Origin of the sequence: Meishania litoralis (assembly GCF_042611095.1) — a bacterium.
GTDB classification, from domain to species: Bacteria; Bacteroidota; Bacteroidia; order Flavobacteriales; family Flavobacteriaceae; genus Meishania; species Meishania litoralis.
In genome coordinates, this window is sequence record NZ_JBHFPV010000001.1 from 1,566,518 (window position 1) to 1,583,423 (window position 16,906).

Here is a 16,906-nt window from a genome sequence, read left to right on the forward strand (position 1 = left end):
ATGAATTTCAAATAAGTCGGTTAAAAGGTCTTATTTTGAAAAAAGAACGAGTCGGCGAAGGTAAATGTTCTCTTATTGGTCTATGAATTTTTGGATTGTTTTGAAATAAAAAAGGTGGAGAAGTCTCCACCTTTTTTGCCCCAAATCTTACCATGAACTTAACCTACTTATGCTATGGCGATTCTAAAATAGGTGGTCAATTGCCAAACAGACTACATTGCCGATAAAAAGCGATATTTATCGATGAAATGCATGTTTTCTGTGTATTTCATCGATTTTTGAATCAATAGGCCCTTTCGTTTTTTCCTTCAAAAAAGTTGATAAATGCCTTGTTTACTACCCGATTTCCACCGGGAGTGGGGTAGTCTCCCGTAAAGTACCAATCACCCAGATTTTTAGGGCATGCCTGATGCAGGTTTTCAATAGTCTGATATATGATTTGAACTTCTGCCTTGATATCATGCGGACTTAAGAGCTCTCCGATTTTCTGCGATATTTCTTCAGGTGTGAAAGGAGCATAGAACTCCTTGACATAATTGACTACATCTTTGTCTTTTGTATTTAACTGACTAAGGCATTTTTCATAAATATCATCGACGATATTCATGGTCAACCGTTCTTGGTGCAGGGCAAGGGCCGCCCTAAAGGCAATAAAATCTTCCAATTTGGCCATATCGATGCCGTAACAGTCAGGATATCTGATTTGCGGCGCGGAAGATACAACGACTATTTTTCTTGGTGAGAGCCGATCTAGAATACGCAATATGCTTTTCTTCAATGTTGTGCCCCGAACAATACTATCATCGATGATAACAAGATTATCACCTTCTTTTACCGAACCATATGAAATGTCGTAGACATGGGCGACCAAATCGTCCCTACTGCTGTCTTGAGTGATGAATGTCCTTAATTTGGCATCTTTGATAGCGACTTTTTCTATTCTGGGCCGAATTTCTAGTATTTCATGAAGTTCCTTGCTGGTAATATTGGCTCCGAGGGCCAAAATCTGCTTCTCCTTTTTTTTGTTCAAATAGTTCTGGGCTTCTTTGACCATGCCGTAAAACGAGGTTTCAGCGGTATTAGGAATATAGGAGAATACGGTATTCTTGATATCATGATCGATCGATTCCAATATTTGCGGAAAAATCAAGCGACCTAGCATTTTTCGTTCTTGATAGATTTCTTTGTCACTTCCCCTAGAAAAGTAGATCCGTTCAAAAGAACAGGCTTTTCGCTCCTTGGGCTCCAAAATTTCCTCTAAGAAAACGTCACCGTTCTTTTTGACGATAATGGCATGGCCTGGATCCAACTCTTCGACATCTTCGTACTTCACATTGAATACGGTCTGTATAGCTGGTCTTTCCGAAGCCACGACTACAACTTCGTCATCCTTATAATAATAAGCGGGCCTGATGCCAGAAGGATCTCTCAAGACGAAGGCATCCCCATGGCCTAACAGTCCGGCCATGGCATAACCACCATCAAAATTCTTGACCGCCCTTTTCAGAATTTTGGAAACTTTAAGACGTTCGGCTATCAAAGGGGACGCCTCTTGTTTGGTGTACCCCTCTTTTTTTATTTTTTTATAGAGCTTGGCCACTGCATCATCTAGAAAGTGGCCGATTTTTTCCATGACCGTTACCGTGTCGACCATGTCTTTCGGGTGTTGCCCCAACTGTACCAAATTTTCGAAAAGCTCGTGTACATTGGTCATATTGAAGTTTCCGGCAACGATAAGGTTTCGGTGCATCCAATTATTTTGGCGAAGAAAGGGGTGTACGCTTTCCATATTGTTCTTGCCAAAAGTACCATAACGCACATGGCCTAACAATACTTCGCCTATGTAGGGAATATGCTTTTTTTGAAGTGCAACATTTTCCGCATATTCGGGATTTGCGGCCAAAGTTGTGTTGATGCGCTCATTGATTTGGGCAAAAATATCCTGAATGGGCTGTTGCTCTATCGAACGAACCCGGCTCATAAAACGTTCTCCGGGAGCCATATCCAATTTGATGCTTGCAAAGCCCGCACCATCTTGGCCTCGGTTGTGCTGCTTTTCCATCATCAAATACATTTTATTGACCCCATAGAACGCGGTGCCGTATTTTTTTTTGTAGTACTCCAATGGTTTCAACAAACGGATTACCGATATTCCGCATTCATGTTTAATGGCATCACTCATTATATAAAGTTATTAAAAAAGCCCCGTCATACAGGGCATATTTAACTTATTTTAATTCAATGTCAAATTGTGTCAAGGTCTTGAATTGATGCAGCCTTTTATTGACCTCATCCCTTTCAAGATCTTGCATGCGTTCGGTGCCAAATCGTTCCACGCTGAACGATGCGAGGTTCGAACCGTGTATCACCCCGTTCTTTAAACTGTTGAAAGAAGTATTGCCCGTGGCTGCGATATAGCCTGCGAAGCCTCCCGCAAAAGTGTCGCCGGCACCGGTAGGGTCGAAGACTTCTTCCAAGGGCAGGGCGGGAGCAAAAAAGACCTTTTCTTCATGAAACAAAAGTGCGCCATGCTCGCCTTTTTTGATGACTACAAATTTGGGGCCCATATCTTGAATTTTTTCCGCGGCCTTTACCAATGAATACTCATTGGTCAATTGGCGCGCTTCCTCATCATTGATCGTAATCACGTCGATGTACTTGATTACGTCTTTCAATTCAGGCAGGGCATTATCCATCCAAAAGTTCATGGTGTCAAGAATAATGAGTTTTGGCCGCTTTTCCATCTGATCGATGACGCTCATTTGGGTGCTCGGGTGCAGGTTGCCGAGCATAACTACGTCGGCATCTTTGAAATGGTCGGGAACCACGGGATTGAAATCCGCCAAAGTATTCAGTTCGGTTACCAAGGTGTCCCTAGAATTGAGATCATTATGATACTTGCCCTTCCAATAAAAGGTCTTGCCACCTTTGACTATTTCGAGTCCTGACAGATCAATACCCTTATTTGCTAGAAGGTCTAGGTACTCTTGTTCCATGTCTTCCCCTACAATCGAAATGATCGCCGAATCGACATCGAACTGTGAGGCCGCCAAACCGATAAAGGTCGCCGCACCTCCTAAGATTTTGCCAGTTTTCCCAAAAGGGGTCTCTATTTCGTCAAATGCAACGGTACCTACAATGAGGAGCTTACCCATAAGCTTTAAAATTAAGCTGCAAATATAAGGTTTTGGTTCGCCAATTACGAGTGCCCGGCAAATCAAGTTATCAAAAATTGTTCAAGGGTTGATTTCGTCGCCCAACGGGCTGCAGGCCCATTATTTTCTACCAAAATCAGCAGGTATTTCGCCCCATGCCTTGGTCTCCCATTTAACGATCGGTGTACGGTAATCGTTTTGGTTCAACCAATTAATCGCACGGCGTATCAAATCGAAAAGCTTTTTGTTCTTTGCGGTTTCCTTTAGTTTGGTATTACAGCTTTTCTTGCGGACCCAGCTCATCGCGGTTCTCGAATCTGTATAGATGATCCGGTCGCTTTTACGTTCTTTCAAAAAGGCAAGTCCGTGTACGATGGCCAAAAATTCTCCGATGTTGTTGGTGCCCTCGGGAAAAGGGCCTTGTTTAAAAAGGTTTTTGCCTGTTTTTGTATCCACGCCCTGATACTCCATTACCCCTGGGTTTCCACTTGATGCCGCATCTACCGATATGGAGTGGTAATTCGGACTTCCAATTTTAAGCAGTTGTTCCGAGGTCAGTGATGGTTCTCCTTTTTTCTTTCCTTTATACTCCTCATAATTGCCATTATAGGCTTTTTTGGCCGCTTCAAAAGTCGGGAACGACTTGTATTGTGCGCCTTTATAACCTGTTATTGCCGCTTTACAATCTTCCCAGGTTGTATAGATACCTGGACGTTTGCCTTTCCAGACCGTATAAAACTTTTCTTTTTTTGCCATTAGATGTTCAGCAATTTCGAAATGGCTTTCGGAAAGTGCTCATACTCGAGCTCATGTACTTTTTCTGCAATGGCATCGACCGAATCGTTGGGGTGCACCTTTGTCTTTTCTTGAAGGATGATGGCACCTTCATCATAATTTTCGTTCACATAGTGAATGGTTATACCCGTCTCGATTTCACCGTTGTGCTTGACCGCTTGGTGTACATGGCTTCCGTACATTCCCTTACCGCCATATTTGGGCAAAAGTGCCGGATGTATATTTATGATTTTCATGGGAAAATGGTCGATGATCTTTTTGGGCATCTTCCAAAGAAAGCCTGCCAGTACTATTAGGTCGGGATTTAACGATTTCAAGATACCCAATACACAATCGGTACTATAGAACGCAGTTTTATTAAAATACAAACAACTGATATTAAGATAATTGCATCTATCCACTACTTTGGCATCCCTTTTGTTTGTCAATACCCCGGCAACGGTAACATTACGATTGTCTTGAAAGTGGCGCACAATGTTTTCGACATTGGATCCAGAACCGGAAGCGAAAAGTACGATATGCTTCATCTGAAAAAAAATTAATGCCCATGGGCGGTCGGATGTGATTTTTAGAACTTTTTCGAGATCGAGTTTTTGATTAAGCGTTTCCCTTGAAAAGTACAGCCATTACCGAAGATTGATTATTTGGGGCTAAAATACCATGTTTGTATTTAAATTTCTTAAATTACCTGACATTTTAGGTACAAATGGGATTATTAAACCAAAGTTTTTTATTTTTGCCAACAATTTAAATTTTTAAAACCAATATTATTATGTCAGACATTGCATCAAGAGTAAAGGCTATCATTGTTGATAAACTGGGAGTTGATGAGAACGAGGTGGTATCAGAGGCTAGCTTTACCAACGACTTAGGGGCAGATTCATTGGATACTGTTGAGTTGATTATGGAATTCGAGAAAGAGTTCGATATTCAGATTCCTGACGATCAAGCTGAGAACATCGCAACGGTTGGCCAAGCCATAAGTTATATAGAGGAAGCGAAGTAATTTCAATGCTTTTTTGAACAAGTTTCAAAATTATCCATGTGGTGTACCAAACTGCATGGATAATTTTTTTTAATTTACCTTTGACTTATTGGACCAAAAATTAAACTCAATGCAGTTAAAACGAGTTGTGATTACGGGGTTGGGAGCTTTGACCCCGATCGGTAACAATATTCAGGAATATTGGAATGGATTGGTCAACGGAAAGAGCGGTTCTGCTCCGATTACCTATTACGATACCGAAAAGTTCAAGGTTAAGTTCGCCTGTGAATTAAAGAATTATAGCACAGAGGATTATTTTGATCGAAAGGAAGGCCGAAAGCTGGATCGTTTCGCGCAGTATGCACTTATTTCTTCAGATGAGGCGATTGCTGACGCAAAACTTGATTTGGATGCCGTCGACAAGTTCAGGGTAGGGGTTATCTGGGGCGCCGGTATTGGTGGCCTTCAAACTTTTCAAGATGAGGTCATGAACTTTGCCCAAGGAGATGGCACCCCCCGGTTCAATCCCTTTTTCATCCCCAAGATGATAGCCGATATCGCCCCGGGCAATATTTCGATCAAACATGGTTTCATGGGCCCCAACTATACTACGGTATCGGCCTGTGCTTCATCGGCGAATGCCATGATAGATGCCTTGAACTATATTCGATTGGGAACCTGCGATGTTATTGTTACCGGAGGAAGTGAGGCGGCGGTCACCATTGCAGGCATGGGCGGTTTTGGCGCCATGCACGCCTTATCGACCAGAAATGATAGTCCTGAGACCGCTTCTAGGCCATTTGACGCGACAAGAGATGGTTTCGTTCTGGGCGAAGGGGCGGGAGCCCTGGTCTTGGAGGAATATGAACATGCCAAGGCGCGAGGCGCAAAAATATATGCCGAAGTTGTTGGCGGGGGTCTGTCAAGCGACGCCTATCATATGACGGCCCCGCACCCCGATGGTATAGGGGTAGTTCGCGTAATGCAAAATTGTTTGAAAGATGCCGGTCTTAAGCCCGAAGATATCGATGCCATTAACACGCATGGTACATCTACCCCATTGGGCGATGTGGCCGAACTAAAGGCGATTTCCGAGGTTTTCGGCGATCACGCGCCCAGCATCAATATCAATTCCACGAAATCGATGACCGGCCACCTTTTGGGTGCAGCCGGAGCAATTGAGGCGATTGCGTCGGTACTGGCCATGGAGCATGGTATTGTTCCGCCAACGATTAACCATACCACTGTGGACGAGAATATTGACCCGAAATTGAACCTAACATTGAACAAGCCCCAAAAACGGGACGTCAATGTAGCCTTGAGCAATACCTTTGGTTTTGGGGGCCATAACGCTTGTGTGGTTTTCAAGAAAATCGACTAGTCCGTAAAATGAATTTCCCATCCAATTTATTTAATTCCCATTCAAAAGAGGATGGGGATTTTTTTTTGGGAATCACAAAAATATTGGGCTTCAAACCCAAAAAAACAGAAATTTATAGAAAAGCTTTCTTGCACCGATCTGCCAATAAGAAAGACAAAGACGGCAATCCGGTGAATTATGAACGGCTTGAGTTTTTGGGAGATTCAATGTTGGGCACCATCATTTCAAGGTATATTTTTAACGAAGTTCCCTTGGGTGATGAAGGATATCTAACCAAGATGCGGTCGAAGATCGTAAGTAGGGAACACTTGAACGAACTTGGAAAAGATTTGAACCTGATAAGATTTGTTGAAAGTAGAATTCCCAAAACCCATTTTGGGGAAAATATTCATGGCAATGTATTCGAGGCATTGGTAGGGGCCATATATTTGGATCGGGGCTATAAATATTGCGAAAAGTTCATACAGAAACGCGTAATCGAACCCTATGTTGATATTGAGCAATTAGAGGGTAAGGTCATTAGCTATAAGAGCTTGGTCATCGAATGGTGCCAAAAACAAAAAAAGACCTTTGATTTCAATGTTTATGAAGATACCGGCAATGATGTTCTGAAACATTTTGCGGTAAAACTCTCCATCGACGGCAACGTGGTCTCAAAAGCCAGAGCAACATCAAAAAAAAAGGCCGAAGAAAGGGCCTCGAAGCGGGCCTATTTTGCCCTTCAGGAAAAAATGAAAAGACCATCTCGATAGTATAACGACAAGTTGAACACGACTTTGACTCCTTAATTGCCCCGAAAGCTCTCAACGAAATAGGGTTTATTGGTTATAAAAACTATCTTTACACTTATGTTTTTTTACAACTATGGCAGCAATTCACAAGATCGGCGAAGACTTTTTCGAAGATTCTTTTTCATTGATAGCTTTGCACACTAGCTTGGAAGACTATGCCTTGGGATATGCCCTTAACAAAAGTTTGAAGGTCAATTTTAGGAGGACCAGAAAGGATTTTGAAATAAAACCATCCGTTTCGTTTCATATTTTTGAGTGGAGAGACGAAGTAAACGACAGCCATTGGTCTTTGATTGCCAATAATAGCGTTAAACTGGTGTATACCTCAGGAAGGGATCTTTTTGGAGATGAGCCCACGTTTGCCAAGAACTATTTGTTGCCAGAGTATAAAGAGGTCGATTTTTTTATTAAGATCGAACAGGATTATTTGGACGGAACCCATTTAATCGTAAAACAGTTATTGGGCATGCCCGAAATATTGACGGCATACAGAATAGATGTGGAAAACCTGAAATCAAAGAACAACCTAATTTTTTAATGAATGCCAAGTAAAAAGAAAACAAAGATAGTGGCCACTTTAGGGCCGGCGACGAGCAAAAGGGAGGTGTTGAAAGATATGATCGATGCCGGGGTGGATGTATTCCGTATAAATTTTTCTCATGCCAACTATGATGACGTAAAAGAACGGATCAATATTATCCGTGAATTGAACGAAGAGTTGGAAACCAATATTTCGATTTTGGCCGATCTTCAGGGGCCAAAGCTACGTGTGGGTGTCATGGCCGGTGAAGTCGTTGTCAGCCCCGGTGATGAGATTACCTTTGTTACGGGAAAGCCTTTTGAGGGAAATTCTGAAAAGGTTTACATGAACTATACCGCCTTTCCGAAGGATGTCAAGGCAGGAGAGCGCATATTATTGGATGATGGCAAATTGATTTTCGAGGTAGTCGAAACGAACGGAGAGAACGAAGTACGGGCCAAAGTAGTACAAGGTGGGCCGCTCAAGTCAAAAAAAGGGGTCAATCTGCCAAACACCAATATCTCATTGCCCGCACTGACCGAGAAAGACATAAAAGATGCCATTTTTGCCATCTCCCAAAATGTGGATTGGATCGCCCTTTCCTTTGTTCGTTTCAGCCAAGACTTGATCGATCTACAGAATATTATCAAAGAGCATTCGGAACATAAGATTCCGATTATTGCAAAAATCGAAAAACCTGAGGCCGTAGAAAACATAGACAAGATCGTGGCCTACTGCGATGGCCTTATGGTAGCACGCGGAGATCTTGGGGTCGAAGTGCCGGCACAAGAGGTGCCTTTGATCCAGAAACAGTTGGTCTTACGTGCTAAAAAAGCGCGAATTCCCGTAATAATCGCCACCCAGATGATGGAGACCATGATCACGAGCCTGACCCCGACAAGAGCCGAGGTGAACGATGTGGCCAATTCCGTGATGGACGGGGCCGATGCGGTAATGCTTTCAGGCGAGACTTCGGTTGGAAATTATCCGGTACAGGTAATTCAAAAAATGTCAAGTATTCTGCAAAGCGTAGAAGGCTCTGAACTGATACATGTACCGCATGACCCACCACATATACGTACCAAAAGATATATTACGAAATCGGTCTGCTATCATGCCGCTATAATGGCCAACGAAATCAAGGCCAAGGCAATATCTACCTTGACCAACAGTGGCTACACGGCATTTCAAATATCGGCGTGGCGGCCTAGTGCCCATATTTTGGTATTTACCTCAAATAGAAGGATCCTGACCCAACTGAACCTATTATGGGGCGTAAAAGCCTTTTATTATGATCGATTTGTCTCAACCGATGAAACCATTGAAGACGTCAATTCCATAGCATGTAAAAAAGGTTTTTTGGACGTCGGTGACATGCTAATCAGTTTGGCGGCCATGCCCATTAAGGACAAAGGTATGGTCAATACGTTACGGGTTACCGAAATCGAGACCTGTGCGTTTTAGAAATCAAACTTCAACTGCACCGAAACCGAATCTTCCCTAGATTCGGTTTTTTTATTATCGGTATTTAGGTTGGCCAATGAAATACCCAACAAGCGGACGGAATTTTGAAGTACTTCTTGATAGAGCAGTTCTTTTGCGGTTTCCAGTATAAGTGCCTTATCGGAAACAAAATAGGGCAGGGTCTTGCTCCTTGTATTCAAGGTAAAATCGCTATACTTTATTTTTAGGGTTATGGTCTTGCCGGCGATTTTTGATTTGTTCAGGCGGCGTTCTAGTTCCTCTGCGATATGCTCCAATCGCTCCAGCATGAATATTTCACTGCTTAGGTTTTTTTTGAATGTGCGTTCGGCACCGACCGATTTCGGAATGCGATGGGGCTTGACCTCGCTATTGTGGATTCCGCGAACCACATGGTAATAGTAGGCACCATTCTTGCCGAAATGCTCTTCAAGAAACTCCAATGGTTTCTCTTTAAGGTTTTTGCCCGTAAAAATGCCCAGCTTGTACATTTTTTGGGCGGTGACCTTTCCGACCCCATAGAACTTGCGAATTTCGAGATCCTCTAAAAACCGTGACACCTCTTCGGGGTTTACGGTCTTCTGTCCATTCGGTTTGTTATAGTCACTAGCGACCTTGGCGATGAATTTATTTATTGAAATTCCCGCGGAGGCGGCCAAGCCCACTTCGTCAAAAATTCGCTGTCGAATTTCTTGGGCGATCAAGGTTGCCGAAGGATTTCCCTTCTTGTTGACCGTAACATCCAAATAGGCCTCGTCCAAAGAAAGGGGTTCTACCAGGTCGGTATAATCGAAAAATATGCTCCTGATTTTTTTAGAGATTTCAGAATACCTCGCGTACCGGGGTTTCACGAAGATAAGATGCGGACAGTTCTTTTTGGCCAAATAGCCGCTCATTGCGCTTCGCACACCATATTTTCGGGCTTCATAATTTGCCGCAGAGACAACACCTCTGTTTTCGCTTCCGCCTACAGCTACAGGTTTTCCCTTTAGTTCAGGATTATCCAACTCCTCTACAGAGGCGTAGAAGGCATCCATATCGACATGGATGATTTTTCGTAAGGGAAAATCTCTTTCCATATCGTAAATTTATGATAACTTCGATAATAGGTTATGATTGAAATCGAACGGAAGTTTTTGGTAAAATCGGATGCTTTTAAAGAAAGGGCGGCATCGATGGAAAAGATCTCACAGGGATTTCTCAACACCCACCCTTCACGCACCGTTCGGGTTAGGATCAATGGCGATTTTGGCTTTTTAACGGTAAAGGGAGCCTCGAACGGGTCGGGCACTTCGCGTTTTGAATGGGAAACGGAGATCAGCATAGAAGAGGCAAGGGACCTTTTGAAAATTTGTGAAGAAGGATTGATCGAGAAAACCAGATTTAAAATTCCTGTGGGCACCCATATTTTTGATGTAGATGAATTTCATGGTGCAAATCAGGGCCTGACCGTGGCGGAGATAGAATTGCAAGAAGAAAATGAACCCTTTGAAAAACCCGATTGGTTGGGTAAAGAAGTAACCGGCGACATCAAATATTATAATTCACAACTAAGTAAAAACCCATATGCACAATGGAAAAACTGCCCAGATTAATACTGTCGGCGATTTTTTTGATCGCATTTTCATGTAAAGAGGATAATAATGCAAAGGTTGCCGCCCCAACTGACAATAAAGTCGTCGAGAAGAAAATATCGACCAAAAAGCTTAAGGAAGAATTGACCTCTAAAGGATTCGAGATCTTCGATTACATTGACCAAGAAACCAAAGACACCGTACTAATGCAGCAGTACTTCATCGCGTTTTTAAAACGAGGGCCGAATCGTTCGCAGAACAAGCAAGAGACCGATAGCCTACAGAACCTGCATTTGGCTCATTTGGGCCGCATGTACGAACATGGATTCGCCGATATTTCGGGCCCCTTCGGTGATGATGGCGATATTCGGGGCATTACGATCTATAATGTGCCTACCCAAAAAATGGCTGACAGTCTTGCCAATATGGATCCCATGGTAAAAGCAGGGAGATTAGAGATCGAGATTCATCCGTGGTGGGCAGCAAAAGGCTTTCCCTTGCGCTGATTAATATGCCCAAACACCGTCTTGTTCCAATACAGGAATGTTTACCGATCGTGCATCGCTAATGCTGTTTGCTTTAAAAACACATTTGCGTTCGTAAAGTTTACCGTCGGCAAAAAAGGTAATAAAGAACTCGTTTTCCAATGCCAAAAGGTTTTCGGGCAACAATTCTATTTTTTGAAAAGAACGAGCAGGCATAATCTCGATACTTCGCCGTATGGTCGAAGTCTTTGCAGCATCGCCATACCCTTTTGACACGACAATAACGGTTTCGATATAAGTGTGACGTGCATTGATTACGTAAACATACCAGTTTTCGGCTAGTAATTCCCCGTTCGACTCTTTCACGGCGGCCACAAAAACATTTTCATCTACGGGAATCTCAATATCTTTTTTCATGGATCGGGATACAAAAAGACTTGCCTTTTTTAGAGGGCATTTTTAAATTGTTCCAAGAATCGCACGTCGTTTTCACTCAGTAATCGAATGTCGGATATTTGATACAACAAAAGGGCAATTCGATCTATTCCCATACCAAAGGCAAAACCTGAATACTCCTCGGGGTCGATACCACAATTGGTCAATACGTTCGGATCGACCATGCCGCACCCCATGATTTCTAACCAGCCCGTACCTTTGGTCATACGGTAGTCGGTCTCCGTTTCAAGCCCCCAATAGACATCAACTTCTGCACTGGGTTCCGTAAACGGGAAATAAGAAGGCCTAAGACGAATTTTTGACTTTCCGAAAAGTTCGGTGGTAAAAAACTGCAAGGTCTGCTTAAGATCCGCAAAAGAAACGTCCTTATCGATATAAAGACCTTCTACCTGATGGAAAAAACAATGCGAACGCGCTGAAATGGCCTCGTTGCGATATACCCTTCCGGGGGAAATAGTGCGAATCGGAGGTTTGTGGTTCTCCATATATCTGACCTGTACCGATGAGGTATGGGTACGTAACAGAATATCGGGATCTGTCTGAATGAAAAAAGTATCCTGCATGTCTCTTGCAGGATGATGCTCCGGAAGGTTGAGTGCGGTAAAATTGTGCCAGTCGTCCTCGATTTCAGGGCCTTCGGAAACGTTGAAGCCGATTCTCGAAAAAATCTCGATAATCTGGTTCTTTACAATTGAAATAGGATGTCTTGAACCAAGTTCGATGGGTTCGCCCGGTCGTGTCAGATCACCATAGATACCGCTTTCATCAGTTTTGTTTTCCAGTATACTTCTGAGGGTATTTACTTTGTCGGTCGCGACTTGTTTGAGCTCATTTATGGTTTGGCCGAATTCTTTTTTCTGATCGTTGGGCACATTCTTGAATTCTTTGAAAAATTCGTTCAAAAGCCCCTTTTTGCCCAAATATTTTATTCTGAAATTCTCAACCGCTTCCTTCGAATCAGCCTTGAATTTTTCCACTTCTGCAATATGCTCTTTAATCGTATCAATCATAACGCTCGGCTAGGTCGACAAATTTATCGATTTTATGCCATTTGGTCTGCAAATATTATGAAAGTCTTTAATCCTCTTTTGAGGGGTACACATCTTTTACATTGGCCTTTATCCATTCAAGGCACTCTTCGAACGTATCGAATATATTGTCTTCTGGAATAAGATCAGGAATGACATCAACCCTCTCCATCATATATCTGGGCTGTCGAAGTACGTCAACGAATAGAACGGTTATGCCCGATTTTCTCAAATCGATGAGAATGTCTTCCAAGGTATATAGGCCTGACTGGTCCATGTACTGCATGCGATCCATTCGAATAATTACCGTAGAGGCCGTTTTCGGAATCTGCTGTGCCAAGGCCTGAAATTCACTTGTAGAACCAAAAAACAGGGGTCCTTTGAGATGTTTGATAAAAACTTCTTCCTTAAGGTTACTCGGAAAACCGACTTCATCTGCCCAACCTACTTCTTTTTCGAGCGCCTTGATGTCGGATCTTTCCGCGGTTAGGTCCCCCATCTTTTTCATGAACATTAACGATGCGATTACTAAACCTATTCCTACGGCATAGACAAGATTCCATACAGATGAAAGTACTAGCACTACAAGCATAATAAGTACTTCGGAACTTAATTTCAAAGGCCCTAATTTTATGTCTTTCGGCAAGCTAGGGATGGCCTTAAGGCCTTTATAGTCCATTACCCCGATACCGACCGTAATCAAAATACCGGCAAGTACCGCAGCGGGGATTTGAGATGCGACCGGTGCAAGAGCCATCATAATGATCAACAGCATGATACCGGCGATCATACCTGATAATTTGGTCTTGCCCCCGGCGTTGATGTTGACTACCGTACGAATGGTCGCGCCGGCGCCAGGGATACCGCCAAATATGGCGGCGATACTATTGCCAATTCCCTGCCCGACCAATTCTTTGTTCGGTTTGTGCTTGGTTTTGGTCATATTGTCGGCTACTACAGAGGTCAGCAGGGAATCGATTGCCCCTAAGAGGGCCAAAGTCAGCGCGGTAAAAATATAAGGCGATACCGAACTTATTTCAAATTGGGTAAAAATATTGAGATTGGGTACGGGAAATCCTCCCGGAATTTTGTCGATCGGCCGATAATCCAACCCAAGACCATAGGCAACTCCCGAGACAACGATAAGTGCAACGAGTGCACTTGGTATTACGGTCGTTATTCGTTTGAAGCCATAAATGATAATGATCGTTGCAAGGGCCAGGGCGAACTCTAACCAGTTGATGTTCTTCAATGCCCTGGGTAGAACCTTAAAGGCACCGATGACACCCGATGCCTCGCTCTTTGCCAAAGTACGGGCTTCTTTAAGAATGTCGGCATTGGTGATTTCTTTGGCCCTTTTAATGGTTTCCTCGAAATCTTCCAGGACCAAGATACCCTCACCTGCTTCTTCCTTTAAAATATTATCGAGAATGATTTCTTCTGCATGGGGTTTGAAATTCTCAACAAATTCGACGTCTTCCTTAGGATAATATCCTATGGTCGGCAAGATCTGTGTTATCAAGATGATTATTCCAATGGCAGTCATAAACCCCGATACTACTGGATAAGGTATATACCTGATGTATTTGCCGATTCCTATGATGCCTAGCCCTATTTGCATCAGTCCTGCCAGTAGAAAGACAATAAGAATGGCAGGTAGGGCCTTTTCGAGACTACCGTCGTGAATCGCCACTATACCGGCAATTACCACCATACTGACGGCCGTCATTGGTGCCGTGGGGCCAGAAATCTGAGTATTCGTGCCCCCGAAAAGGGCTGCAAAAAAACTGATAAAGATTGCCCCGTAAAGTCCGGCGCTAGGCCCCATTCCTGAACTTACCCCAAATGCCAAGGCTAAGGGAAGGGCTACGATGCCCGCTGTAATACCTCCAAATAGGTCTCCCCTGAGGTTGGTAAAGAGGTTCTTCATAAACTAATGGAATATCACTGTTAACTTTGAATATATATTTTTTTAAAAGAAAAACCTATATGAACCAATACTCGTTTTGTAAATAGTGCTCAATCGAGGTGATAAATCTCCATAATATCCTTTAGATAGCCTTCAAAATCGATTTTGAGATCGATCAGCTTACCTGAATGTATATCGAAGACCCAACCATGAACCCTTAAGCCTCTGTCACGATACGCTTTCTGTACTGTTGCTGTCTTTATTAGATTTACACATTGTTCCTTAACGTTCAATTCAACAAGACGGTCGTATTTTTTCGTTTCGTCTTCAATGGCGTTTAGCTCTTTTCTATGGATGCGATATACATCGCGAATGTTTCGCAACCAAGGATTGAGGACCCCTAGATCCGCCGACTGCATTGCTGCCTTTATTCCTCCACAGCCATAGTGGCCACAGACTACGATATGGTTAACGCGCAGATGGTCGACCGCATAGTTTACCACCGACATCACGTTCAGGTCGATACTTATGACCATATTTGCGATATTTCTGTGCACAAACACCTCACCGGGCCGTGCGCCCATAAGTTCTTCGGCCGTAACCCTACTGTCTGAACAGCCGACGTATAGCAATTCTGGGTTTTGGCCTTTGGCGAGCGACTTAAAATAGTCGGGGTCGATGACAAGTCTCTCGGCAATCCAGTGGTTATTGTTCTTGAATACGGTATCTAGGTTCATGGGCCCTTCAGCAAAATAACGGTTTATTTAGTCGAAAGATAGACTAAATAAGTCAAAGTCCATAACTGGTATGGACTTTGACTGCAGTACTGTTTCCGATATACTTTTGCGCGAATATTATTCATAGAATTCTACAGCCCCGGTCGCGATATCGTACATGCCACCAATAATCTTGATTTCTCCGTTCTTCTCCATTTCGGCAAGTACACTGCTGCGTTTGCGAATATTGCCTATGGTAAGTTGGACGTTCTTGGCCGAGACCTTATCAACGAATTCAAGATTGCCCGAGTTTCTTTGATTCTCGTCACGCGGTTCTTTAACTTCGGCCACAGCAGGTTCGATTTTATTGATCAACGCGGTCAAATTGCCCAATCTGGCGTGGTCACAGGCTCCTTTGATGGCTCCACAGCTAGTATGCCCCAAGACAACTATCAATTTTGTGCCTGCTAATTTACATGCGAACTCCATACTTCCCAAGATGTCTTCGTTGACAAAGTTTCCTGCAATACGAATACTGAAAATATCGCCCAAACCTTGATCGAACACAAGTTCGGCGGAAACCCGTGAATCGATACAGCTTAAAATAGTAGCAAACGGAAACTGTCCTTCACTGGTGTCATTGACTTGTTCTAAAAGGTTTCTGTTGGCCTTAAGGTTATTTTGAAACCTTTGGTTACCCTCCTTTAAAAATAGCAGGGATTTATCTGGGGTCATAGTGGCCTGTGTTTCTTTTGTGTGTGCTTTCATAATTTCTTTTATAGTTTCTTATTGATGATTTGTAGTTTTATATTCTTGTTTTCCGCTGACCAAAAGGGTTACATCCAACTTTTTAATAATGGCAGCTATATCGGGTGTCATTTGGTTTTGCAGCTCGTTCGCGCCTTTCTCGGTTCTATCGACCGACAATATGTTTATATTGTTTTTTGATAAGTATTTTGAAAGGTTCTTTATTGCTCCATCATTATGTTCAAATACATATTCTATAGTTCTCTTATTTTTAGATTTCGGGTCATACTTTGTCGATTCCGAATTTTTGATGATTTTGAATGACTTCAACGGTGTTTGAGCATGTTCCATTATATCTTTGGCAAATTCAAAATTCATATCGGGTTCTGAATTGTTATAAGTGCCGAATGCTATTTTCTGGTTTGGAACGGGCCCCGCTTTATCTGATGTAATCATTACCACACCACTGTGTTTGTTCAAAACAAATTCGGTAATGCTATCGCCCAATACTTTGAAAGAGTTGGATTTTGGCTTACCTAAGACTATGATATCAGGTCTATTTTTTTCAATATAGACACTGATTTCATTTTTAACGTGACCGAAGGTAAATGAATAGTCTATGTCAATTCCAAATTCTTCCGAAATTGACATGGTTAGATTTTTCATTTGTCTATCAACCTTGGTATGTTCGTCATTAATGGTGCGCATTGCCGATAATTGATTATCGCGATTTATAACATCCGAGGGTTTTTTTACATGGAATACCGCTATATCGCCACCTATCATTTTGGCAAGGGCTACCGTACTTTTGATCGTCGCACTTGAAGATTTGTTCAAATCTGATAGTACGGCTATGGAGTATTTTTTGCTTGGTGCCATAAT

At 42.8% G+C, this 16,906-nt stretch carries 18 protein-coding genes; 7 read left to right on the forward strand and 11 right to left on the reverse strand.

Annotated features, from left to right (window positions below; translation table 11 throughout):
* Nucleotides 1–283: 283 nt before the first annotated feature.
* The 4 genes from ACEZ3G_RS06995 to purN form a co-directional block, all read right to left on the reverse strand.
* A complete protein-coding gene (locus ACEZ3G_RS06995; RefSeq protein ID WP_432424725.1) occupies nt 284–2,182 on the reverse strand; it encodes an amidophosphoribosyltransferase in 1,899 nt (632 codons plus the stop codon).
* A gap of 46 nt (nt 2,183–2,228) precedes the next feature.
* Entirely contained in the window at nt 2,229–3,155 is a 927-nt protein-coding gene (locus ACEZ3G_RS07000; protein WP_432424726.1) for a PfkB family carbohydrate kinase, read from the reverse strand.
* 120 nt (nt 3,156–3,275) lie between these two features.
* The gene (locus tag ACEZ3G_RS07005) at nt 3,276–3,911 is read right to left on the reverse strand and encodes a ribonuclease H1 domain-containing protein (RefSeq protein ID WP_432424727.1); all 636 of its coding nucleotides are present in this window, start codon (nt 3,909–3,911) and stop codon (nt 3,276–3,278) included.
* A complete protein-coding gene (gene purN, locus ACEZ3G_RS07010; protein ID WP_432424728.1) occupies nt 3,911–4,477 on the reverse strand; it encodes a phosphoribosylglycinamide formyltransferase in 567 nt (188 codons plus the stop codon). Before purN ends, ACEZ3G_RS07005 begins: the two co-directional genes overlap by 1 nt.
* 245 nt (nt 4,478–4,722) lie before the next feature.
* Between purN and ACEZ3G_RS07015 the strand changes: the two genes are divergently transcribed.
* The 5 genes from ACEZ3G_RS07015 to pyk all read left to right on the forward strand — a co-directional run bounded on the left by ACEZ3G_RS07015 (nt 4,723) and on the right by pyk (nt 9,091).
* Nucleotides 4,723–4,956 carry an acyl carrier protein gene (locus ACEZ3G_RS07015; RefSeq protein ID WP_047247024.1) on the forward strand — a complete coding sequence of 78 codons (234 nt, stop codon included), beginning with the start codon at nt 4,723–4,725 and terminating at the stop codon, nt 4,954–4,956.
* A 109-nt stretch (nt 4,957–5,065) separates the two neighbouring features.
* Complete coding sequence (gene fabF / locus ACEZ3G_RS07020) at nt 5,066–6,316, forward strand: beta-ketoacyl-ACP synthase II (RefSeq protein ID WP_432424729.1); 1,251 nt, start codon at nt 5,066–5,068, stop codon at nt 6,314–6,316.
* Between the two features lie 8 nt (nt 6,317–6,324).
* Nucleotides 6,325–7,068, forward strand: coding sequence for a ribonuclease III (gene rnc / locus ACEZ3G_RS07025; protein WP_432424730.1), 744 nt, complete (start codon nt 6,325–6,327; stop codon nt 7,066–7,068).
* Between the two features lie 112 nt (nt 7,069–7,180).
* Nucleotides 7,181–7,645, forward strand: a complete 465-nt coding sequence (locus ACEZ3G_RS07030) for an IPExxxVDY family protein (RefSeq protein ID WP_432424731.1) — start codon at nt 7,181–7,183, stop codon at nt 7,643–7,645.
* 3 nt (nt 7,646–7,648) lie between these two features.
* Nucleotides 7,649–9,091 carry a pyruvate kinase gene (gene pyk, locus ACEZ3G_RS07035; protein ID WP_432424732.1) on the forward strand — a complete coding sequence of 481 codons (1,443 nt, stop codon included), beginning with the start codon at nt 7,649–7,651 and terminating at the stop codon, nt 9,089–9,091.
* Here pyk and dinB read toward each other — a convergent pair.
* On the reverse strand, nt 9,088–10,188 hold the full coding sequence (gene dinB / locus ACEZ3G_RS07040) for a DNA polymerase IV (RefSeq protein WP_432424733.1): 1,101 nt from the start codon (nt 10,186–10,188) through the stop codon (nt 9,088–9,090). The two genes, pyk and dinB, sit on opposite strands and share 4 nt — an antisense overlap.
* Before the next feature lie 33 nt (nt 10,189–10,221).
* On the opposite strand from dinB, the gene ACEZ3G_RS07045 reads away from it, so the two are divergent.
* Nucleotides 10,222–10,704 carry a CYTH domain-containing protein gene (locus tag ACEZ3G_RS07045; protein WP_432424734.1) on the forward strand — a complete coding sequence of 161 codons (483 nt, stop codon included), beginning with the start codon at nt 10,222–10,224 and terminating at the stop codon, nt 10,702–10,704.
* The gene (locus ACEZ3G_RS07050) at nt 10,683–11,189 is read left to right on the forward strand and encodes a YciI family protein (protein WP_432424735.1); all 507 of its coding nucleotides are present in this window, start codon (nt 10,683–10,685) and stop codon (nt 11,187–11,189) included. The genes ACEZ3G_RS07045 and ACEZ3G_RS07050 overlap by 22 nt, the downstream gene beginning before the upstream one ends.
* Here ACEZ3G_RS07050 and ACEZ3G_RS07055 read toward each other — a convergent pair whose 3' ends face one another.
* The 6 genes from ACEZ3G_RS07055 to ACEZ3G_RS07080 all read right to left on the reverse strand — a co-directional run bounded on the left by ACEZ3G_RS07055 (nt 11,190) and on the right by ACEZ3G_RS07080 (nt 16,903).
* Nucleotides 11,190–11,585, reverse strand: a complete 396-nt coding sequence (locus ACEZ3G_RS07055; protein ID WP_432424736.1) for a hypothetical protein — start codon at nt 11,583–11,585, stop codon at nt 11,190–11,192.
* Nucleotides 11,586–11,614: 29 nt separating this feature from the next.
* Nucleotides 11,615–12,634 carry a phenylalanine--tRNA ligase subunit alpha gene (gene pheS, locus ACEZ3G_RS07060; protein ID WP_432424737.1) on the reverse strand — a complete coding sequence of 340 codons (1,020 nt, stop codon included), beginning with the start codon at nt 12,632–12,634 and terminating at the stop codon, nt 11,615–11,617.
* A 67-nt stretch (nt 12,635–12,701) separates the two neighbouring features.
* Complete coding sequence (locus ACEZ3G_RS07065) at nt 12,702–14,582, reverse strand: SulP family inorganic anion transporter (RefSeq protein ID WP_432424738.1); 1,881 nt, start codon at nt 14,580–14,582, stop codon at nt 12,702–12,704.
* Nucleotides 14,583–14,671: 89 nt separating this feature from the next.
* Nucleotides 14,672–15,298, reverse strand: coding sequence for a carbonic anhydrase (locus ACEZ3G_RS07070; RefSeq protein WP_432424739.1), 627 nt, complete (start codon nt 15,296–15,298; stop codon nt 14,672–14,674).
* A gap of 117 nt (nt 15,299–15,415) precedes the next feature.
* Nucleotides 15,416–16,045 carry a carbonic anhydrase family protein gene (locus ACEZ3G_RS07075; protein ID WP_432424740.1) on the reverse strand — a complete coding sequence of 210 codons (630 nt, stop codon included), beginning with the start codon at nt 16,043–16,045 and terminating at the stop codon, nt 15,416–15,418.
* Nucleotides 16,046–16,063: 18 nt separating this feature from the next.
* A complete protein-coding gene (locus tag ACEZ3G_RS07080) occupies nt 16,064–16,903 on the reverse strand; it encodes a universal stress protein (protein WP_432424741.1) in 840 nt (279 codons plus the stop codon).
* Nucleotides 16,904–16,906 lie beyond the last annotated feature (3 nt).

Bases quoted from the DNA above. Each gene is read 5' to 3' on its own strand.
- ACEZ3G_RS07000 (WP_432424726.1), bottom strand. From the start codon at position 3,155: ATGGGTAAGCTCCTCATTGTAGGTACCGTTGCATTTGACGAAATAGAG.
- fabF (WP_432424729.1), top strand. From the start codon at position 5,066: ATGCAGTTAAAACGAGTTGTGATTACGGGGTTGGGAGCTTTGACCCCG.
- ACEZ3G_RS07055 (WP_432424736.1), bottom strand. From the start codon at position 11,585: ATGAAAAAAGATATTGAGATTCCCGTAGATGAAAATGTTTTTGTGGCC.
- ACEZ3G_RS07050 (WP_432424735.1), top strand. From the start codon at position 10,683: ATGGAAAAACTGCCCAGATTAATACTGTCGGCGATTTTTTTGATCGCA.
- ACEZ3G_RS07065 (WP_432424738.1), bottom strand. From the start codon at position 14,582: ATGAAGAACCTCTTTACCAACCTCAGGGGAGACCTATTTGGAGGTATT.
- dinB (WP_432424733.1), bottom strand. From the start codon at position 10,188: ATGGAAAGAGATTTTCCCTTACGAAAAATCATCCATGTCGATATGGAT.
- pyk (WP_432424732.1), top strand. From the start codon at position 7,649: ATGCCAAGTAAAAAGAAAACAAAGATAGTGGCCACTTTAGGGCCGGCG.
- ACEZ3G_RS07015 (WP_047247024.1), top strand. From the start codon at position 4,723: ATGTCAGACATTGCATCAAGAGTAAAGGCTATCATTGTTGATAAACTG.
- ACEZ3G_RS07080 (WP_432424741.1), bottom strand. From the start codon at position 16,903: ATGGCACCAAGCAAAAAATACTCCATAGCCGTACTATCAGATTTGAAC.
- ACEZ3G_RS07045 (WP_432424734.1), top strand. From the start codon at position 10,222: ATGATTGAAATCGAACGGAAGTTTTTGGTAAAATCGGATGCTTTTAAA.
- ACEZ3G_RS07075 (WP_432424740.1), bottom strand. From the start codon at position 16,045: ATGAAAGCACACACAAAAGAAACACAGGCCACTATGACCCCAGATAAA.
- purN (WP_432424728.1), bottom strand. From the start codon at position 4,477: ATGAAGCATATCGTACTTTTCGCTTCCGGTTCTGGATCCAATGTCGAA.
- ACEZ3G_RS06995 (WP_432424725.1), bottom strand. From the start codon at position 2,182: ATGAGTGATGCCATTAAACATGAATGCGGAATATCGGTAATCCGTTTG.
- ACEZ3G_RS07030 (WP_432424731.1), top strand. From the start codon at position 7,181: ATGGCAGCAATTCACAAGATCGGCGAAGACTTTTTCGAAGATTCTTTT.
- pheS (WP_432424737.1), bottom strand. From the start codon at position 12,634: ATGATTGATACGATTAAAGAGCATATTGCAGAAGTGGAAAAATTCAAG.
- ACEZ3G_RS07070 (WP_432424739.1), bottom strand. From the start codon at position 15,298: ATGAACCTAGATACCGTATTCAAGAACAATAACCACTGGATTGCCGAG.
- rnc (WP_432424730.1), top strand. From the start codon at position 6,325: ATGAATTTCCCATCCAATTTATTTAATTCCCATTCAAAAGAGGATGGG.
- ACEZ3G_RS07005 (WP_432424727.1), bottom strand. From the start codon at position 3,911: ATGGCAAAAAAAGAAAAGTTTTATACGGTCTGGAAAGGCAAACGTCCA.